Source organism: Pseudomonas arcuscaelestis, from assembly GCF_016881005.1.
GTDB classification, from domain to species: Bacteria; Pseudomonadota; Gammaproteobacteria; order Pseudomonadales; family Pseudomonadaceae; genus Aquipseudomonas; species Aquipseudomonas arcuscaelestis.
The window spans coordinates 137,988-155,707 of sequence record NZ_JACOPV010000004.1 but is presented as its reverse complement, the minus strand read 5'-3'; the positions used below and the strand labels follow the sequence as shown (position 1 = coordinate 155,707).

Below are 17,720 nucleotides of genomic sequence, written 5' to 3'. Positions count from 1 at the left end.
TTCACCTATTCATTGATAGGACTAATACCTCCAAAAAACCGGTGTTACGAGTACCAGGACGGTGAGTATCTCCAGCCGCCCCAGCAGCATGCCAATGGTAAGCAACCATTTTGCAGCGTCAGGTAATGACGAGAAATTACCAGCAGGCCCGATGATTGTGCCTAAGCCTGGCCCCACGTTGCACACTGCAGTAGCAGCTCCGCTCAATGCTGTCGTCCAATCTAGCCCGATCAGAGAGAGTCCTAGGGCGATCACTGCAATCGTGATTGTGAAGAAAAATGAGAAAGTCAAAAGCGACCGTATGATTTCTTCGTCAACTGGATGGCCGTTGTACTTTTTTCGAATCACTGCACGAGGGTGGATCAACTGCTTCAGGCTACTCACTAATAGAGCACCAGCAACCTGGAAACGGAAAATTTTAAGGCCTCCAGCTGTTGAGCCTGAACACCCACCGACGAAGGTCAGATAGAAAAAAAGCAAGACCGCGAAGCTGCCCCACAAGGTGTAATCGCCTACAGCAACTCCTGTGGTTGTGACGACCGAGGTCACATTGACGGCCACGATACGAAAGGCATCCCACCATCCGTAGTCGCTGTGAAAACACAGCCATGTCCCCACCGCTAGCCAAGTAACAATCAGGAAACCAATAAACCCGCGTACCTGGTGATCCTTGAGCAGCGCACGTCGATTGCCGCGCAATGTCGCGACATAGAGGGTAAACGGCAGGCTGCCCAGAATCATGATGACCACGGCTATCCAGTGAATCGCTGGCTGCGTCCAATGCCCAAGCGAGGCGTCCGAAGTAGAGAATCCACCAGTAGAGATCAACGACATGGCGTGGTTGACCGCTTCAAACGCCGTCATCCCAGCGATCCAAAGTGCTAATGCCCCGGCGCCAGTCAGCCCCAAATAAAGAAAGAGAATGTACTTGGCTGCCACATGTGAACGCGGCGTTACTTTCTCCGACCAGTCTGAAGACTCTGTCTGGAAGAGGCGCATGCCACCCACTCGCAGCAGTGGAAGGATCGCCACTGCCATGCCGATGAAGCCGATACCACCTAGCCAGTGCAGCATCGAGCGCCAGATCAACAATCCAGGTGAAGCGGTATCCAAACCACTCAAGACAGTTGAGCCCGTGGTTGTAATGCCGGACATCGTTTCAAAAAAAGCGTCGGTGTAACTGATGTTGCTGATGAACACCATCGGCAGCGCCGCGAAGGTACACACCACAACCCAACTACCGGTCGTCAGCAGGTACATATCCCTAGGACGAAGCTGGGCATGATCTGGGGGGCCTCGCACTATCAACAGGAGGCCACTGATGAAGGTAATCAAGCTCGACCAGAGGAAGGCCGACAGGTCATCGCTACGCTCATAGGCAACCAGCGTGATCATGGGTATAGCCATGCTCACAGCCAGCGTGATTAAAAAGATACCTAAGATGAAGCCGACAAGCCTGAGTACAGCGGAGGACATGAGGTTAGCCTGCCAAAATCACCGCCGCGAAGTATCCGATGGCTAAGATTCAATGCGTGTAAATTTTGCGTAAAAAAATCGCGACCTCACTGAAAAGGGACGGCAGTATGCCGCCAGAATCACAAGGGCATATCGGCTTTTTATTAACATAACCGTATGCGCATCCTTTGATTGTCAGGGCAAAACGGAGCCCTGCTTTCGTGGCGCTGATTCAAGCGGCGTTCACCAGAAGTTTGGAAAGCTTGTTAGGATAGGATTCTTATATCTCGTTTTTACCATAGGAACAGCGGGGCTAACGGCCATTGCACGTTATAGCGTGCCACAACCAAGGAGGCTCTCATGGGCCGATCACCTGGCGATGATCTACCGGAAAAACCTCATCAAACCAGTGAGGATGGCATTCCTGCTCCTAGCGGAGCTGCCAATCTAATCGACACCGACTATGTCATCGGGCAAGACAATATCAAGGGCGAGTATTCGTTCTCCCTCGATATTCACGGCAAAGTCTTCATCATCTCATCCGCCACGATCTTGCTATTCGTGATTATGACGCTCGCACTTCAGAATGAGGTTGAGCCGCTGTTTAGCGCTATTCGAAATTGGTTAACTGGCAATCTCGCCTGGCTGTTCATGAGCATCGCGAACATATTTGTGGTGCTCTGCATCGCGCTAATTTTCTCCCCGCTGGGAAAGGTTCGCTTGGGAGGTAGAGATGCCAAACCAGACCATAGCTATGTGGGCTGGTTCTCCATGCTTTTCGCTGCGGGAATGGGCATCGGCTTGATGTTCTACGGCGTGGCCGAACCCATGTCGCATTATCAGGCATCCATGGGCGGTGTGACCCTCGATGCAAGTGGTGCGCGCACTGACTGGGCACCGTTAGGGGGAGCAGCGGGCGATGCTAAGGCATCCGCCGACTTGGCAATGGCTGCCACTATCTTCCACTGGGGGCTCCATCCTTGGGCGATATACGCAATTGTTGCTTTATCCCTAGCGCTGTTCTCTTACAACAAAGGCTTACCACTCTCTATACGGTCGATCTTCTATCCATTGCTAGGCGAGCGCGTCTGGGGATGGCCAGGACACATGATCGATATCTTGGCGGTGTTTGCCACCTTATTTGGACTGGCGACCTCCTTAGGGATAGGAGCAGAGCAGGCAGCAGCAGGGATTGAATACCTCTTCGGTATTAAGTCCACGAATCTAAGCAAGGTAGTGCTAATCGTTGGTATCACCTTAATCGCGCTCTGGTCGGTACTCGCTGGCTTGGACAAGGGCGTCAAGATGCTTTCTCAGATCAATATGGGCCTCGCATTGCTACTGCTGGTGTTCATCATTGTTGTTGGGCCCACCTTGGCGATCTTCACTGGGTTCTTTAAAAATCTGGTGACGTATGCTGAGTACCTTCCGGCACTTTCCAACCCTTTTGGACGCACTGACGCTGAATTCACTCAAGGCTGGACTGCATTTTACTGGGCATGGTGGATTAGCTGGTCTCCCTTTGTGGGGATGTTCATTGCCCGCGTCAGCCGTGGCCGAACGGTCAGAGAGTTCCTGATCTCGGTCTTGCTGGTTCCAACCGTGGTATCGGTATTGTGGATGACGACTTTTGGCGGGACTGCCATTGACCAGGCCACCGTACAAAACTTGGTTGGCGTCAAGGATGCTGTGTTGGAGCTGAAGCTGTTCGCGATGCTGGGAGAACTACCCCTCAAGGAAATTACTTCGTTCCTGGGCATTGTTCTCGTCATTGTGTTTTTTATCACCTCCTCGGACTCTGGTTCCCTGGTCATTGATACGATTACAGCAGGGGGCAAGGTCGATGCGCCTGTTCCGCAGCGTGTATTTTGGGCTGTCATAGAGGGAGTGATTGCCATTGCGCTACTGCTAGGCGGCGGTCTTGTGGCACTGCAGGCCATGGCGGTATCTACGGGCCTGCCTTTCGCACTCGTATTGGCGCTGGGTTGCGTATCCCTTGTTAAAGGACTGATGTCCGAGCCCCGCTAGCGGCTATACGGAAAGCGACTGCTGGAACCATGGAGATCTTCTGACAGATTGTTGAGGCTCCTGAGGAGCCTCCTATCCGAGGCATGTCGAGCGACCGCGCTCAGAGCGCAGAGCATCAGTCCCATAGCGCACCAATTGGTGTCTCAGGTGAATAGTGGGTAGCTATCTGCGCTTGTAGCAGCTCAGCGGTAGCGAGGGCATCGGTTAACGCATGATGCCCTTGATAGGCTGGAAGGTTATAGCGTGCGCGGCTGTCGGCCAAACGTATGGATGTTTGCGGGCGGCGCATGAGCCTAGCAATCCAACTTTGCTTTTGCCGATGCATCCTGGCCTCCAATTGCATAGTGTCCACAACTGGAAAACTCAGGCCTTCTCCGAGGTGCCTATGCAGTGCTGCATCAAGAAACTCACGCTCGATATTGCGGTAATGGACGACAATCACTTTGCCAGCCATCGCCTGCAGAAGTGGCTCCAGAACTTCAGGGAGCGAGGGAGCATTCAAAATCTCCGCGTGGGTAATGTGATGGAAGGTGACTGACTTTTCACTCAGTTCTGATGATGGGTTTAGCACCCAATACGCGGCGTTGCTGCAATAGATGCGCTTTAAGGTGAACGGCACCAAACCAATGCTGACAATACTGTCATCTTGGGCATTGAGCCCGGTTGTCTCCATATCCATCGCAAGAAATTGCACGCTTTCAATCAGGGTGTGTGGTGAGACGACGCCGGCCTGATAAAACGTACCCAAGCAAGAATTAGCCGCCTTCTGCTCCAATTCCCGAAACATGGCTGGCCAGTTCGGCGGGTAATCCGGTTCCACCTTAAACCCATTCATTTTGAGGTACGGCCCTTCGGCGGGTAGCGGAAGCGCAAAAAATTCTGGCCGTTACTCAAGACCTGGAAGGCCTCTTTGAGATTGTGTCGCTCGCTATTAGAGAAGCGTTCAGGCTCGACATAATTATTGGGCGTTTCTCCCTGCTCGAGCGCCTCTACCTGATGCCGGATCCGCACCATGGAGAGGAACTCCAGCGCATAGCGCAGGTGCTTAAGTGCTTCGGGCGGCATGATATTAGCGCTAGTGATTGCATCGATACGATCAAACGAGTTCTGCGCGGTACTGCCGCAAGCTAGCGAATGGATGCGAATGAGGTCAGTGAGCGGTGCGGTACCGCGACCTTTGAGATTGATGATTCTCTTCTGTTGCCCATCTGTCTCGACGACAAAGGTACGAAAGAATCCCAGGGGGGGTGTCCGGTTGAGCGCAATCCTTGCCATGGCGTTGAGAAATCCGGGATGTAGACTGGATTTTTGAGCACACAGGACTTTGAGTTCTTGCACCAGCGAGAGCTGACCAAATACTCCATCCAGATCGAAAAAGATGCAGCTGTTGAGTAAGGTTGTCGGGTTTGGCTTCTCGATCCACTGATCAAAATAGCTGCGCCAAACCTTCAAAGGCTGGCGCCATTGATCGTTCGTCGCCATGACGCCGCCCTTACAGTAGCTGTACCCACACGCGGCGAGGCCATCGCACACAAACGATGCAAGGCTACGGAAATATGCGTCATGCGAGGAGGGATCGAATCGATCATCAAGCACCAAGGCGTTATCTTGATCGCTTATCAGCAGTTGCTCATCGCGCGCCATGGAGCCCAGTACCATGAAGCAATAAGGTACTGGTGGAGGGCCAAGTTTTTTTTCCGCAAGCTCCAGCAGGCGTTGCGTGAAAGCCCTGCCGATTCCAGAGATAGCGCTGCCGATCATGTGCGCGGTCGCGCCATCTCGCACCATGCGGATGTACGTTCCTCGTAGGTCTCGTAAGAGCGACTTTAAGCCGTCAACTGACGTCTGGTTAGATATTCTGTTGACCAAGTACAAGCTACTATGGGACTCGTACCGAATAATATCTGACAGGTTAATTACGCCAATTGGGCGGCCCTGGTTGAGAACCGGCAGGTGATGGATATTGCGGCGTAGCATGACAAGCATGGCCTCAAAGCCTGAATCATCAGCATTTATGGTCACTGGTTCTGTAGTCATAACGGCGCTGATGGGCGTTTCGCCGGCATTCCTTCCGGCAGCGACGACCCGCGTGCGAAGATCTCTGTCGGTCACAATGCCCTGGGTGTCTCCTGCCTGCAGTCCCGCTGGCGACATGACCACGACACAAGCAACGCGTTGTTCTGTCATTAGCCTTGCAGCCTCGAGAACGGTGGTATCCGACGTAACCCACACTAACGAGCGTGACAGCAAGGCTCGGCATTTGAGCTGGATCAGTTCGCTCGACCGCCCTTGTGCCTCGACGGCAGACTTCAGCCTGGAGTGCCCTTCAGCTTCAACGAAATCCGCAAAGGCGTCATGCTGTGCGCATAGATCGGCAAAGACGTCGGCGGGGATGTAGTAAATCAGGCTGTCTTCAAGTGCTCTCGCAGGAAAGCGGACTTTGTTGCTGCGTAAAAGCCCTGCTTGGCCAAAGATATCGCCTTCGACAAGCCGGTTATAGAGTTCACCGTTGCGTCGATAAATCTCCACTGCTCCGCTGCGCACATAGTGCAAATCATGGATCACTGCACCCGCTTCCAGGATGTCGCTGCCAGCCTTGAAGTAACGCACATCAACTCGCCGTGCCATTGCATCTACCGTATCTCTTGGCAACTGATCAAACGGGGCGAATCGATAAAGATGGTCGCTGATCTCCTGCATCTCGGCTTGCATGGAACCTCGGTATGCTTGAAGGAAAAGATCGCCAAAAGGCGTACGTTGAAAGTTGCTAATCGCCCTAAAAGCCTATCAGATGCTTCCTATCGGATTATAAGATTTAGATATTCAAGTCGAGTGGGTGGTTAGCGATTGTTGCAAAACAAGCCTTTTAAAAGCTCTCGACGACGATGGGCTCACCCTCATCCAGCAGTAACATCACTTTGCTTTCTACCATATGGCACTTCGACCTCAGTGTTCTTGGTAGAGCGGACGCGAGCTTCAAAATAATGCCACAATGACATTAATAACGATGTTAAATCCGCACCACCTAATGGGCATGCCGATCTATGACTGACGCCGAGGAATGTCGTTTCCAATCCCATAAGCTGTTGCTGGAACTCGATGCAGCTACAACTATGTTAATGATGCTTGTCTCGGCGCGTCAGTCAGAAGGCTCAGAGTGGCTCCTCGCCGTCCGTCGCCATAAACTGGCTTACGAGGCGTGGGTAGAATTTCTTAGCGCGCCAGCGACTGATCCAATGTCGCTTTTGGATCGGAGGACGGCAGGAGGCCTGGGGACGTTGGCTGACAGCCAGTGCTGACACTCAAAAACGTGCTCTCTGACGAGCTTTGTCTTCAGACTCAACATATGAAAAGCGGAGAGGCGGGTCGCAATCGACACCAGTTCCCCTGTATGCTGTCTACGTTTCATACACCCTGAGCTACAGGAACATCCGCATGACTGTACTCCAAACGATCTACTGGCAGCCTACTCCGCCTTAGCGCTACGCCCCCTCGCAACACCCTGCTTCCGCTAGCCTCGCTCGCGGGTGCGCACTGCTGTACGCCTGGTTCTACACCTTAAGCACACAGCAAAAAATCCTCAAAATTTGAATTTGCATCGGTTCGCTCGCCATTCCTTTGGCGTGCGCGATGCTTTGCCTTGGATATTTATATGCTGCAAAAACTTAGACAAACGTGGTTTTCCAATGTCCGTGGCGACGTGCTTGCGGGGCTGGTGGTCGCACTCGCGCTGATCCCGGAAGCCATCGCCTTTTCCATCATCGCCGGCGTTGACCCAAAGGTCGGGCTTTACGCCTCCTTCTGTATCTGTACTGTTATCGCCTTTGTCGGTGGTCGTCCCGGCATGATCTCGGCTGCCACCGGCGCCATGGCACTGCTCATGGTCACTTTGGTTAAAGAGCACGGACTTCAGTATCTGCTTGCAGCCACATTGCTCTGTGGGGTACTCCAAATCCTCGCTGGCTACCTGAAGCTGGGATCACTGATGCGCTTTGTTTCACGCTCGGTAGTCACCGGTTTCGTAAACGCATTGGCGATCCTGATTTTCATGGCGCAGTTGCCGGAACTTACGAATGTCACCTGGCACGTCTATGCCATGACGGCAGTGGGCCTTGGGATCATCTACCTGTTCCCATACGTACCGAAGATCGGCAAGCTGATTCCGTCACCGTTGGTGTGCATCCTCACACTGACTGCCATCGCCATTTACCTCGGCTTGGATATCCGCACTGTAGGCGACATGGGCCAACTGCCTGACACGCTCCCGATCTTCCTCTGGCCTGAAGTTCCGCTGAATTTTGAAACCCTGCGGATCATTTTCCCGTACTCGGCTGCCTTGGCCGTAGTGGGTCTACTCGAGTCAATGATGACCGCGACCATCGTCGACGATCTGACCGATACCACCAGCAATAAAAACCGCGAGTGCAAAGGCCAGGGTGTGGCCAACATCGCTGCCGGCATGCTTGGCGGCATGGCAGGTTGCGCCATGATCGGCCAGTCGATCATCAACGTGAAATCTGGTGGCCGCACCCGTCTCTCGACATTGTGTGCCGGCGTTTTCCTGCTGCTGATGGTGGTATTTCTTGGCGAATGGCTCTCCAAAATCCCTATGGCGGCACTCGTGGCTGTGATGATCATGGTGTCCATCGGCACCTTTAGCTGGGATTCTTTGCGTAATCTGAAAGAGCATCCGCTGTCGACCAACCTCGTGATGGTGGCGACCGTCGTGGTCGTCGTAGCCACTCACAACCTAGCCTATGGCGTACTGGTAGGTGTGTTGCTGGCTTCGCTGTTCTTTGCCAATAAAGTTGGGCACTACCTAGATATCAAGAGCACTCTGGAAGAGACGGAATCGCATCGGACTTACCACGTCGTGGGCCAAGTGTTCTTTAGCTCTGCGGACAAGTTCACTGAAGTTTTTGACTTCAAGGAAGCTCTCAACAAAGTCACCATCGATCTCACACAGGCGCATTTCTGGGATATCACCGCCGTCGCAGCACTGGATAAGGTCGTGATCAAGTTCCGCCGTGAAGGCGCGGAGGTTGAAGTGCTCGGTCTCAATGAAGCCAGCGCAACAATCGTTGACCGCTTCGGCGTGCATGACAAACCCGGTGCCATCGACAAGCTCATGAGCCACTAAGGAGAACGACAATGACCCACGTAATGGCATGCATTGATAACTCACAATCCTCATTGGCGGTCTGCGATTACGCAGCATGGGCCTCGCAGCGACTCAGCGCCCCCCTGACCTTGCTTCATGTGCTGGATAAGGAGAAATATCCTGCATCCGCTGACCTCAGCGGCAATATCGGTCTCGGTAGCAGAGAACATCTACTGGAAGAGTTGGCCACGCTGGATGCGCAGCGTGCGAAACTGGCCTTGGAGCATGGTCAGCACATGCTTGAAAAAGCTCGCGAGCGAACAATCATCTCTGGCGCCATGTCACCTGATCTGAAGCAGCGCCATGGACATCTAGTCGAGAGCCTGAGCGATCTCCAAAACGATATTCGATTACTGGTGATCGGAAGAGTCGGAGAGGACAGCACGCGCAGTGCCCAAAGTCTTGGCAGCCAGATTGAAGCGGTAGTCCGAACTATCCACCGCCCCATCCTGATTACAACCAGCCATTTCAGGAAACCTGAAACGATCATGGTGGCATTCGACGGTAGCGCTACAGGCCACAAGACCGTGCAGATGCTTGCTTCAAGCCCGCTGTGCGAAGGCCTGCCGATTCATATCGTCATGGTTGGTACGGACTCTGAAGAAAACCAGAATGAGTTGGAGAAAGCACGAATCACACTTTCCTCTTCTGGCCTGCTAGTGCATGTCGAGATCCGCCCAGGCGAAGTGGAGTCGGCACTTCATGCATATCAGGCAGAGCACGGCATTGACCTCCTGGTTATGGGGGCGTACGGGCACTCACGCATCAGGCAGTTTCTGGTGGGCAGCACGACCACGACGATGCTGCGAACATCCACTTTACCCGTATTGCTGCTTCGCTGAGCCGGTTCCACTGGCCACAGTATTTCCAGAGCTGCGGAAATACCGTGGCCACCCAGGACGATGACTAACTGATCTTGCCGTAACGAGACCACATGCAACTCATAACTGAAATTGTTCACCCCGATCTGAAATCCAAACAGGGCAGAGTATTCCGTCGACATGCAGCACGCGGCATCGTGATGCGGAATGAACAGATCCTGTTGCTGTTCACCGAGCGCTATAACGACTTCAGCTTTCCTGGAGGCGGCCTTGATGGTGACGAGGACATTGTCACAGGCTTGAAGCGTGAGCTTGAGGAAGAGACTGGTGCCCGTGAAATACAGGTGCTCCAGCACTACGGTTACATCGAGGAGTACCGGCCCTACTGGAAGCCGCAGTACGATCTGATGCACATGACCTCGCATTTTTATCAATGCGAAGTAGCGCCCCAGCTAGAGCCCGTAAGAATGGAAAACCACGAAATCGCTAATGGAATGCGGCCCGTCTGGATCAACCTGTATGAGGCAATATCGCACAACGAAGCCGTGATGCAGCGTCAGGAGTTATCGATGGGGCAGTCAATTCAGCGCGAAACGTTCATGCTGAAAAAAGTCGCGTCCGAGTTGATGCCGCCAATCAGCCTTTGAGGGGATATTTCAGCAACTTGTGGCGTAAAGCACGATGACCTCGCTTCGCGAGACGATGTTCCGGCCACAGGATTTCTGTCAGGGAGAAACTCCGTGGCCGGCTCGCTTACGCTTATTTAGAAACCGTGGCGGCGACAATGGCGGGCGCAGCGCTGCGTCGCAAAATCAGGACTCCACCGATTGCAGCCAGGGTCGAACCAATCAACACGCCGACTTTTACCTCATCGATCAGGTGAGCTGATCCAGCAAACGCCAGGTTTCCGATGAACAGGCTCATGGTGAAGCCGATGCCACACAAGAGCGCAACGCCGTAAAGCTGTGCCCAATTGCTGCCTTCCGGCAGTTTGGCCAAGCCCATACGAATGGCCAGAGCAGCCAATAGGAAGATGCCAATCTGCTTGCCCACCAACAAGCCGAGCGCAACACCCAGCGGAACCGGATCGACTAGGTTTTCCATCGAAATACCGGCCAATGAAACACCCGCATTGGCGAAGCCAAAAATCGGCACCACAGCGAACGCTACCCACATATGCAGCTTTTCTTCTAGGAACAGCAGTGGAGACCGGGCTTCCTCTTCAGGCTTACCCATTGGAACGCACAGCGCTACAGCGACACCCGCAAGGGTGGCGTGCACTCCCGATTGCAGCACGAAGAACCACAGCACACCACCTACCAGCAGATACGGGAACAATCGTCTGACGCCCAATCGATTCATTGCGATCAGAATGGCCAAGGTTGCAAGCGATGCCAGCAACATCGGCATGGAAAGACCAGAGGTGTAGAAAAAGGCAATGATGACTACAGCACCCAGGTCGTCAATGATCGCCAAGGCGGCGAGGAAGACCTTCAGCGACGTAGGGACTCGCCTCCCCAGCAACGACAAGACGCCCAAGGCGAATGCGATGTCGGTAGCGGCTGGGATAGCCCACCCCTTCAAAGTCTCAGAATTACCCCAGTTGATTGCGATGTAGATCAGCGCAGGCACAACCATGCCACCTAAAGCACCAAACCCCGGCAGGGCGCGCTGGCCCCAAGTAGAAAGCCCACCTGCCAGAACCTCTCTTTTGATCTCTAGGCCGACCATCAGGAAGAAGATGGCCATGAGGCCATCATTGACCCAATGCTCCACAGACATGCCCAACCAGACACTGTGCAAGGCGGCAAAATAACCTTGCGAGAGAGGCGAGTTCGCCACGATTAGGGCCGCGAGTGCTGCGCCCATCAGTACAAGACCGCCAGCGGATTCCGACGATAGGAAGCGAGCCAGAATCGCGGCTGCTCTAGGGGTTTCTGCGGGAGCTCTACTATGAGTCATCAGTGTCCTTGCGCTTTGATCCAAAGCGATTATTTTAACATCCGAGGTTTACCAGCGCGGCAGGGCACATAGCCTGTAACGATTTACACCGAGCCTTAATCAGCCTTCAGTGTGTTCCCAGGCACGGGCTCGCTCATGAAACGTAGGAGCGCGCTCCAAGCACATAGCCTCACTAGGCGAGCGAGCATCGATCCTTCTTTACAGGCGTGTGGCTCCTCGGATATTTGATGATTGGAGCAACTTAGGCCCAGCATAAATGCACGCACCTCAGCGCGATCCTATGACAGTGGCATTTGAATCTGGAGTAAGCCTATTTGGGGATATACGCAGCTACCGACTTGCGAATCTCTTCCCGCGCTTCATCGGCGCTGCCCCAGCGGCCCATCTTCACCCACTTACCCGGTTCCAATGCTTTGTAGTTTTCGAAGAAGTGCTGGATCTGGGCGAGGAGTAACGCAGGGAGGTCTGAGCACTCCTTTACGTCGATGTACATGGAGCTGAGTTTTTCATGAGGCACTGCGATCACCTTGGCATCGGCTCCGGCTTCGTCAGTCATGTACATCACACCAACCGGGCGACTGCGGATGACAACTCCAGGTGAGACGGGATATGGACAAACCACCAGGACGTCCAGCGGATCGCCATCGTCGCTCAGCGTGTTCGGGATAAACCCGTAGTTGGCCGGATAGAACATCGGTGTACTGAGGAAGCGGTCAACGAAAATTTGTCCGCTCGACTTGTCCACCTCGTACTTGATCGGCGAGTGGTTTGCAGGAATCTCGATAACGGTGAAAAAGTCATCGGGGATGGCGTTGCCAGCTGGGATGTCCGCGTAGCTCATGTTCATAGCTCCGAAGTTGTGGAGGGTGTTGAGCTGGAGGGCGTTTTTCCAAGGGTGCCCATCTCGACTGGCGTCTTCGTGAAAAATACCGATATTTCCTCAGAGTCCAATCGTTTGAACAATCGTTCTGCCTCATCTTCCGTGATGGCCAAGCGAATCTCCGTGGGTTGATCCGCCAGCTCAAAAAAGTGCGATGAATGCAGTTTTCCTGTGTGCCCAAACCCTTCGATTCCGGTGCAGAGCGTGGCGCCTCGCAACCCCATTTCTTTAGCCACGTCGACGATCCATTCGCCTAGCATCTTTCCCTGATAACGACGGTTTTGTTGGGTGAAGAAAACGACCATATAGCCTTTCATTTCTATCTCCTCAGCGAGTACCAATCATTTGGTAGGACAGAAGCCCGGCAGCGGTCATCGCTAACGAGCCTAAGACATGCAACGAAATTGAGCCGAGCGCCCAAACCAGTCTACCCTCCTGAATCAAGGCAACCGTTTCGGCTGAAAATGTAGAGAAGGTGGTAAGCCCACCACAGAAACCCGTGATGATAAGGAGACGCCACTCTGGACTGAGGGTGGGAGAAGCGGCCAAGAAGGCGATGGCCAGGCCGATGATGTAGCCCCCAACCATGTTCGCGACCACAGTACCTGGCGGGATCGTCGGGAAAAGAGCATTCAGCTTCATGCCCAACAGCCAGCGCAACCAGGCTCCAAGTGAAGCGCCAACGGCAATGACGAATAATGACTTCAGCACGCAGAGTCCTCCTCATCAGATCTGAGTGGACTAACTGGCAAGCAGCTCGCGCTGAAGGAAAAGGGAAACTCGAAGAATAAGATCATAGCCTGTCCTTAATTGGAGGACAGGGAGACACACCTACGCACCCTGTCCAGGGTTCACGTAGGCATCATCAGCTCTAAGGCGGTTAAAGGAGGAATGCCATCTCCTGTTCTGATCCTATAGCATCAGCGCCAATGGCATCAAGAGCAGCTACACGCGAGCGATCTGAAGGCCCCTTCGGCCAGGCAAGCTGGTTGATCAATGATCCAGGCAGGGGTCGCCCCTTCGCCCAACCAGATTAGTTGGCGCGTCTACATCGATTTAACCGATACCACTTCCACATACTTGTACTTTTTCCTAGCAGCCTTCACAGCCTCCTGCTCAGCAAGCAACGAGCTCAACGTGTCGGCCTCGTGGATAAACTCATGCATCTTCCCCTCGAATTCGTTTCCAACCCGAAGCGTGACCTTCAGCCTAGGCGTAAATGCTTTTGCCACTTTCTTCTTCGCTGCTGGAGCGACCAGCGGTTTGGCGAGCACAACTTCTTCCACGGGCTCCGGCACTAGCGGCGTAGAAACTTGCTCCTCTGGCTGAGGTGTGCCGAAAAGGGCATGACGCATTTCTTCTTCAGTTAAATCAGAGCTCATAGAACATCTCAAAAGGACGCATTTCGCTGGGCAAGTTTTAATAGGATTGTTGCTGACTGGTATTCGTGGAGCCTGTGCGGACGTCAAATCCCCAGTTCGATTTCAAGACAAGAGCCTCTCAAGGCTTGCGAAAGCTTCACCTTTGGCAGCAGTGTAATGAGCCCATCAACTAAGTTGCTAGCGTGACGAGCGTACAGCGTGACTGTGCCTGCATCAGGCGTTCGACCTGGCACGATGGCACCTACCCGCTGCTGGGCAATTTTCAGTATGCTCAAGACTTCCTGACTCACCTCATTGGTGGACAGGTGTTCAACCAATGGTCTGGGTGGAGGGGCGGCGCGGCTCCACATTTCTATGACCGCTTGGAGGAGTCCGTCTGAGCCAAGATGCTCGAGGGCCATTTCCCATAGCTGCCCCTCCTGCGCCATATCCAAGCGAGCCCTAGTCATTACGGAGTTCTAACAAGGTGAGGGTCTTTCTTGATTGTGAGTTTACCAAGCTCTCAGCGGCTGCGAAGCTGATATCACTCGCACTGGTGGCTGAGGATGGGCGCGAATTCTACGTGGAATTGCTCGATGCTTGGAAAGAAGAAGACTGCAGTGATTTCGTAAAGGAAATCGTGCTTCCGCAGCTGTGGGGTGGGAGCTACGCATTGCCCATTGTTGAAGCCAGGATGTCGCTGCTCAGGTTTCTGACGTCGTTCAAAAAGGAGGTCGAGATCGTCACTGATGCCCCTCAGTACGATTGGGAGCTTTTTTGCGACCTGGTATATGAGGGCGGACGATGGCCCAGAATCGTTCGTAATTTCCCTACTGACGCAACGACCCTTTCTCCGACTAGCGAGGGTGAAGAGCTGCCTCACCACGCGTTGCTCGACGCTAGGATTATCGCCGGCATGTTTGCATCCGTGAGCCGAGGGAATCCCGATGGAGCTTGGGCGGGTTAGACGGAGCTATGCCTCTTGCTGATTCGCTGGACTTTTTTGATCTCTGATCACAACAGATCTCGTACAGACCACAAAAAAGTAAGCTTAAAAACTCGGCTTTGTTGGCAAAAACGAGCCGGGGCCTGCGGCCCCAAATTGACGAGCAGGTTACAAGGTGCGGAGGGGCACCCCTAAGCGATGGTATCTGCTTGGGAGTGAGCTAAAAAAGCTATCAGATCGAAAGGATCAAATGAAAAAAGCGACCAGCAAACCAGCCTGATTTCCAAAGTGAAAAACAGGTAGGCACAGGCAACGCTGCTTTTCTTTTGAGTTCAAAATATACATCTCCGATTTTGAAAAACGGATTCAAGGGCGAGCATTTTATATGGTCGCAAAACCGACACAAATGTCGCCTGAATATAAATATTCCACATACTCAACCGGTGCAGCCGACCAGCCAGAGCAATCAGTGCGCGGAGCTCCCGACTTGGGCTGGAGTGTCTGCCCTCCCTGGAGCGTGGCATCCAGTTAAGGCACTTATATATGATTGGGACGCAAGCCAGTCAGCCTGCAGTCTTCGAGCCACCGCTGCCGTCATGAGTCGCGCACAGTGTGCTTACCCATGCACCGCCGAGCTGCTTTCCAGGCGCTCCGCAGTATGAGCAGGTTTTCGTCGAAAGTTGGATCGCTACGTCTACTGCGCCCCTGCAGTAGGCATCGCCCCCGTCATAGAAAAAATGCAGCTCTCCAAATTTGGATTTGATCTGCGCGACGGTTAAAGGGGTGACCTCTGGATGTCGCCTCAGGTAGACCTGAAGAATATCGCAGAGAGCAATTAGGAGGTTCCTCCACCCATGATCGCAATAAATCTCGTCAACTGCTGGGTCTACATATGCGAGTAGCGCTCTCGAAACTCCTCAATGTCGATCTCAGGCAGGGACTCGGTGTGCTGATCCATAGTGTCCGGACTCATCAGTGGTTGAAAGCCGCCGGATGAGCTTAGCAATGAAGATCGCAAGCCGAGCGCGCCAGCTTTAGATGGGCGAGAGGCCTGAGGGTGAAAGCCCGCCAGGGCCAAAATCCGGCTCGTCCAGGGCTTGGTTCACGACACCCTTCCCCGAAGGCGGGGCAAGCCCAAAACAAGGATCAAGATGCTACTGGAGGCGATCAGGCGTTGGCATATATCTGTCGCCCGCAATACGCATGAACTCTCGCAGGCTACGCCGTCCAACATCACGCCTGAACGTCGCAATGACGTACTTGGAGTTGACAGTGGTGAGTACCCAGAACCTACCTTCCTTCTTCACAGATTGAATATCCGACGTCCGGATCAGACGGCCATCCGCAAGTCGCTGATGTGGCCCAGGGCAAAGGTGACCAAAGACGACGCCGACTGCACTGCACGAGTGGATATGTACGTTCACGAGATAAGCGGTGATCAGGCCTTCGTAGTCTTGGTTCACAGCCCTAGCAATGCGAAGAAGGTCAAAGTCTGAGTAGCGCTTCACGTGCAAATCGACCGCGACGGTGTTGATCTCTGACATGGTTACACAGTCCCAAATACGGAAGGTTCTTGGGTGGTTGCAACACTGCGGCGATACAGCTCCTTCAACCCAACGAGGGAGTCAATATCGAGGTCACGCTGGTGAGTATTGACGTACACATCACCACTCTCGACCTGCAGAACGCAGATCGGCACTTCCACCTGATTGAACCCCATGGACAAGGAGGTCAGCTTTTCCATTTTCCAGCTCGAACCTTTGTTCATCCAGGCTGGGGTGACGACCTGGACTTCCTTAATGACCATGCTTTCGTCTTGGGAGATCAGTAGCTCCACGAGGCGAGGCTCATCGCTGACCATCTCCTCATAAGCCATGAATCTTTCATCGTGCCGGCGCTTGAGACTGACGTGATACCAATGCGTTGCGAGAGATCGTGACACGGCGTGAAAATGAGCGAGACCGTCCCCAAACATTCCCACCGGGCCAGCCTGGTCTTGCATGCTAATCCTGAACATCATGTATCTCGTTTGAAGCAGGCCCGCTCAGCGCACCTGCAATTAACATAAGCCGAATATTGTCTTCAGCGAGGCCTTCATCTCGCGTCCCTGACCCACCAGCACATAGATCGTGTTTCGCGTCTCGAACAGGCAAACACCATCGAATGATTTGCATAGGGTCGAGCGCACCCACCCTCCAGGTGGGAACCGTCCGTGCCCGTCGTAGATGACGCAATGCGAGTACATGAACATCGGCTCAAGGCCTGTTGCACGAACTCGGGCAAGCGACTCAGCAGGTTCGTCCACGTGGAGGATGAGCCAATCTTCGACTGTGCAGTACGCCTTGCGGGGAAAGCGCTCAGCCACTAATGCCTCTATCTCGGCAGGCGACAGCGACGTGCCAGCTGAGGAAGCCTGGCCATCCTGCAGCAGTTCGTGCTCAGGATAATTTCCCATAAATTGATGATCCTCATGGCGATGAGAAGAATTCAGAGCGAGTCACGGGGGGTAGCCCCCCCATGGCAAATCGAGAATTCCCACGACAATGACTATATACATTTGAGTGGGAACGATCAAACCCGGCATACCGTCTTCTTTTTGAAGAGGACTGCCTGGATGTCTTTGCGCAAGGCATACGCAGCAACGTTGCAGTGGCTAAGAATTAGGCGGGGCTTATCGCAAGCAGACCTCCAAACCCAAACCGATCAGGGTCACATCAGCCGCTTGGAGGCATCGACGGTGTCAGCCAGCGTCGACCTTAGCGCCGATCTAGCTCAGGCACTGGGTGTAACACCACTGTCGTTTCTCACGCTTGTGGCTGCCGCCCATGATGGCAAGACTGCACGCGCGGCCTTGAAGGACACGCTCGCAGAATTGGAAAAGCTGGGGGTTTTAGACGAGGTGCTTCCTGACGAACCTCAAAAGCTCACTCCACCCAGAAAGATTACTGCGGAAGAAAAGCTCAAGGCGATTCGCGAGCTGAGAGCGGCGGGGCTTACCCAAATGGAGGTTTCCCGGAAGCTGGGGTTGCCGACAAGCACCGTTGGGCGACTGTGGCACGTAGATGGTTAGCCACAAGATTAGCGCCTGCTACGTGGCTTAGGCTGA

The 17,720-nt window shown here is 53.7% G+C and carries 17 protein-coding genes and 1 riboswitch; of the genes, 6 read left to right on the top strand and 11 right to left on the bottom strand.

Annotation, left to right across the window (positions count from 1 at the left end):
• Positions 1–21: 21 nt before the first annotated feature.
• Positions 22–1,476: a TrkH family potassium uptake protein gene (locus H8F21_RS07075; RefSeq protein ID WP_096143191.1), complete on the bottom strand. Its 1,455-nt coding sequence runs from the start codon at positions 1,474–1,476 to the stop codon at positions 22–24.
• 339 nt (positions 1,477–1,815) lie between these two features.
• Between H8F21_RS07075 and H8F21_RS07070 the strand changes: the two genes are divergently transcribed.
• Entirely contained in the window at positions 1,816–3,483 is a 1,668-nt protein-coding gene (locus H8F21_RS07070) for a BCCT family transporter (protein ID WP_106115702.1), read from the top strand.
• Between the two features lie 115 nt (positions 3,484–3,598).
• On the opposite strand, the gene H8F21_RS07065 is transcribed toward H8F21_RS07070, so the two are convergent.
• Together H8F21_RS07065 and H8F21_RS07060 are read right to left on the bottom strand one after the other, a co-directional pair.
• Positions 3,599–4,318 (bottom strand): 3'-5' exonuclease, encoded by a 720-nt coding sequence (locus H8F21_RS07065; protein ID WP_096143189.1) that lies wholly within the window; start codon positions 4,316–4,318, stop codon positions 3,599–3,601.
• A complete protein-coding gene (locus H8F21_RS07060; RefSeq protein ID WP_096143188.1) occupies positions 4,315–6,195 on the bottom strand; it encodes a DUF294 nucleotidyltransferase-like domain-containing protein in 1,881 nt (626 codons plus the stop codon). The genes H8F21_RS07065 and H8F21_RS07060 overlap by 4 nt, the downstream gene beginning before the upstream one ends.
• Positions 6,196–7,135: 940 nt before the next feature.
• On the opposite strand from H8F21_RS07060, the gene H8F21_RS07055 reads away from it, so the two are divergent.
• The 3 genes from H8F21_RS07055 (at position 7,136) to H8F21_RS07045 (ending at position 10,112) form a co-directional block, all read left to right on the top strand.
• Positions 7,136–8,623: a SulP family inorganic anion transporter gene (locus H8F21_RS07055; protein ID WP_096143187.1), complete on the top strand. Its 1,488-nt coding sequence runs from the start codon at positions 7,136–7,138 to the stop codon at positions 8,621–8,623.
• An 11-nt stretch (positions 8,624–8,634) separates the two neighbouring features.
• On the top strand, positions 8,635–9,486 hold the full coding sequence (locus H8F21_RS07050; RefSeq protein ID WP_106115701.1) for a universal stress protein: 852 nt from the start codon (positions 8,635–8,637) through the stop codon (positions 9,484–9,486).
• A gap of 92 nt (positions 9,487–9,578) precedes the next feature.
• Complete coding sequence (locus H8F21_RS07045; RefSeq protein ID WP_106115700.1) at positions 9,579–10,112, top strand: NUDIX hydrolase; 534 nt, start codon at positions 9,579–9,581, stop codon at positions 10,110–10,112.
• Between the two features lie 112 nt (positions 10,113–10,224).
• Here H8F21_RS07045 and nhaA read toward each other — a convergent pair whose 3' ends face one another.
• The 5 genes from nhaA to H8F21_RS07020 all read right to left on the bottom strand — a co-directional run bounded on the left by nhaA (position 10,225) and on the right by H8F21_RS07020 (position 13,689).
• A complete protein-coding gene (nhaA, locus tag H8F21_RS07040; protein WP_106115699.1) occupies positions 10,225–11,427 on the bottom strand; it encodes a Na+/H+ antiporter NhaA in 1,203 nt (400 codons plus the stop codon).
• Positions 11,428–11,737: 310 nt separating this feature from the next.
• Positions 11,738–12,268: an inorganic diphosphatase gene (ppa, locus tag H8F21_RS07035; protein ID WP_096143185.1), complete on the bottom strand. Its 531-nt coding sequence runs from the start codon at positions 12,266–12,268 to the stop codon at positions 11,738–11,740.
• 2 nt (positions 12,269–12,270) lie between these two features.
• On the bottom strand, positions 12,271–12,624 hold the full coding sequence (locus H8F21_RS07030) for a DUF190 domain-containing protein (RefSeq protein WP_096143184.1): 354 nt from the start codon (positions 12,622–12,624) through the stop codon (positions 12,271–12,273).
• Between the two features lie 10 nt (positions 12,625–12,634).
• Entirely contained in the window at positions 12,635–13,018 is a 384-nt protein-coding gene (gene crcB / locus H8F21_RS07025; RefSeq protein ID WP_096143183.1) for a fluoride efflux transporter CrcB, read from the bottom strand.
• Between the two features lie 138 nt (positions 13,019–13,156).
• A riboswitch (Fluoride riboswitch) is annotated at positions 13,157–13,218 on the bottom strand.
• Positions 13,219–13,353: 135 nt separating this feature from the next.
• Positions 13,354–13,689 (bottom strand): hypothetical protein, encoded by a 336-nt coding sequence (locus H8F21_RS07020; protein ID WP_096143182.1) that lies wholly within the window; start codon positions 13,687–13,689, stop codon positions 13,354–13,356.
• Between the two features lie 466 nt (positions 13,690–14,155).
• Here H8F21_RS07020 and H8F21_RS07015 point away from each other — a divergent pair, with 466 nt between their 5' ends.
• Positions 14,156–14,635, top strand: a complete 480-nt coding sequence (locus tag H8F21_RS07015; protein WP_106115698.1) for a 3'-5' exonuclease family protein — start codon at positions 14,156–14,158, stop codon at positions 14,633–14,635.
• A gap of 1,133 nt (positions 14,636–15,768) precedes the next feature.
• On the opposite strand, the gene H8F21_RS07010 is transcribed toward H8F21_RS07015, so the two are convergent.
• The 3 genes from H8F21_RS07010 to H8F21_RS07000 are packed head-to-tail and all read right to left on the bottom strand — an operon-like array spanning position 15,769 to position 17,069.
• Positions 15,769–16,158: a hypothetical protein gene (locus H8F21_RS07010; RefSeq protein ID WP_105753638.1), complete on the bottom strand. Its 390-nt coding sequence runs from the start codon at positions 16,156–16,158 to the stop codon at positions 15,769–15,771.
• Between the two features lie 2 nt (positions 16,159–16,160).
• Entirely contained in the window at positions 16,161–16,631 is a 471-nt protein-coding gene (locus tag H8F21_RS07005) for a hypothetical protein (RefSeq protein ID WP_105753637.1), read from the bottom strand.
• Between the two features lie 42 nt (positions 16,632–16,673).
• The gene (locus H8F21_RS07000; RefSeq protein WP_106115697.1) at positions 16,674–17,069 is read right to left on the bottom strand and encodes a DUF6957 family protein; all 396 of its coding nucleotides are present in this window, start codon (positions 17,067–17,069) and stop codon (positions 16,674–16,676) included.
• Positions 17,070–17,228: 159 nt separating this feature from the next.
• On the opposite strand from H8F21_RS07000, the gene H8F21_RS06995 reads away from it, so the two are divergent.
• Positions 17,229–17,684: a helix-turn-helix transcriptional regulator gene (locus H8F21_RS06995; protein ID WP_106115712.1), complete on the top strand. Its 456-nt coding sequence runs from the start codon at positions 17,229–17,231 to the stop codon at positions 17,682–17,684.
• Positions 17,685–17,720: the final 36 nt, after the last annotated feature.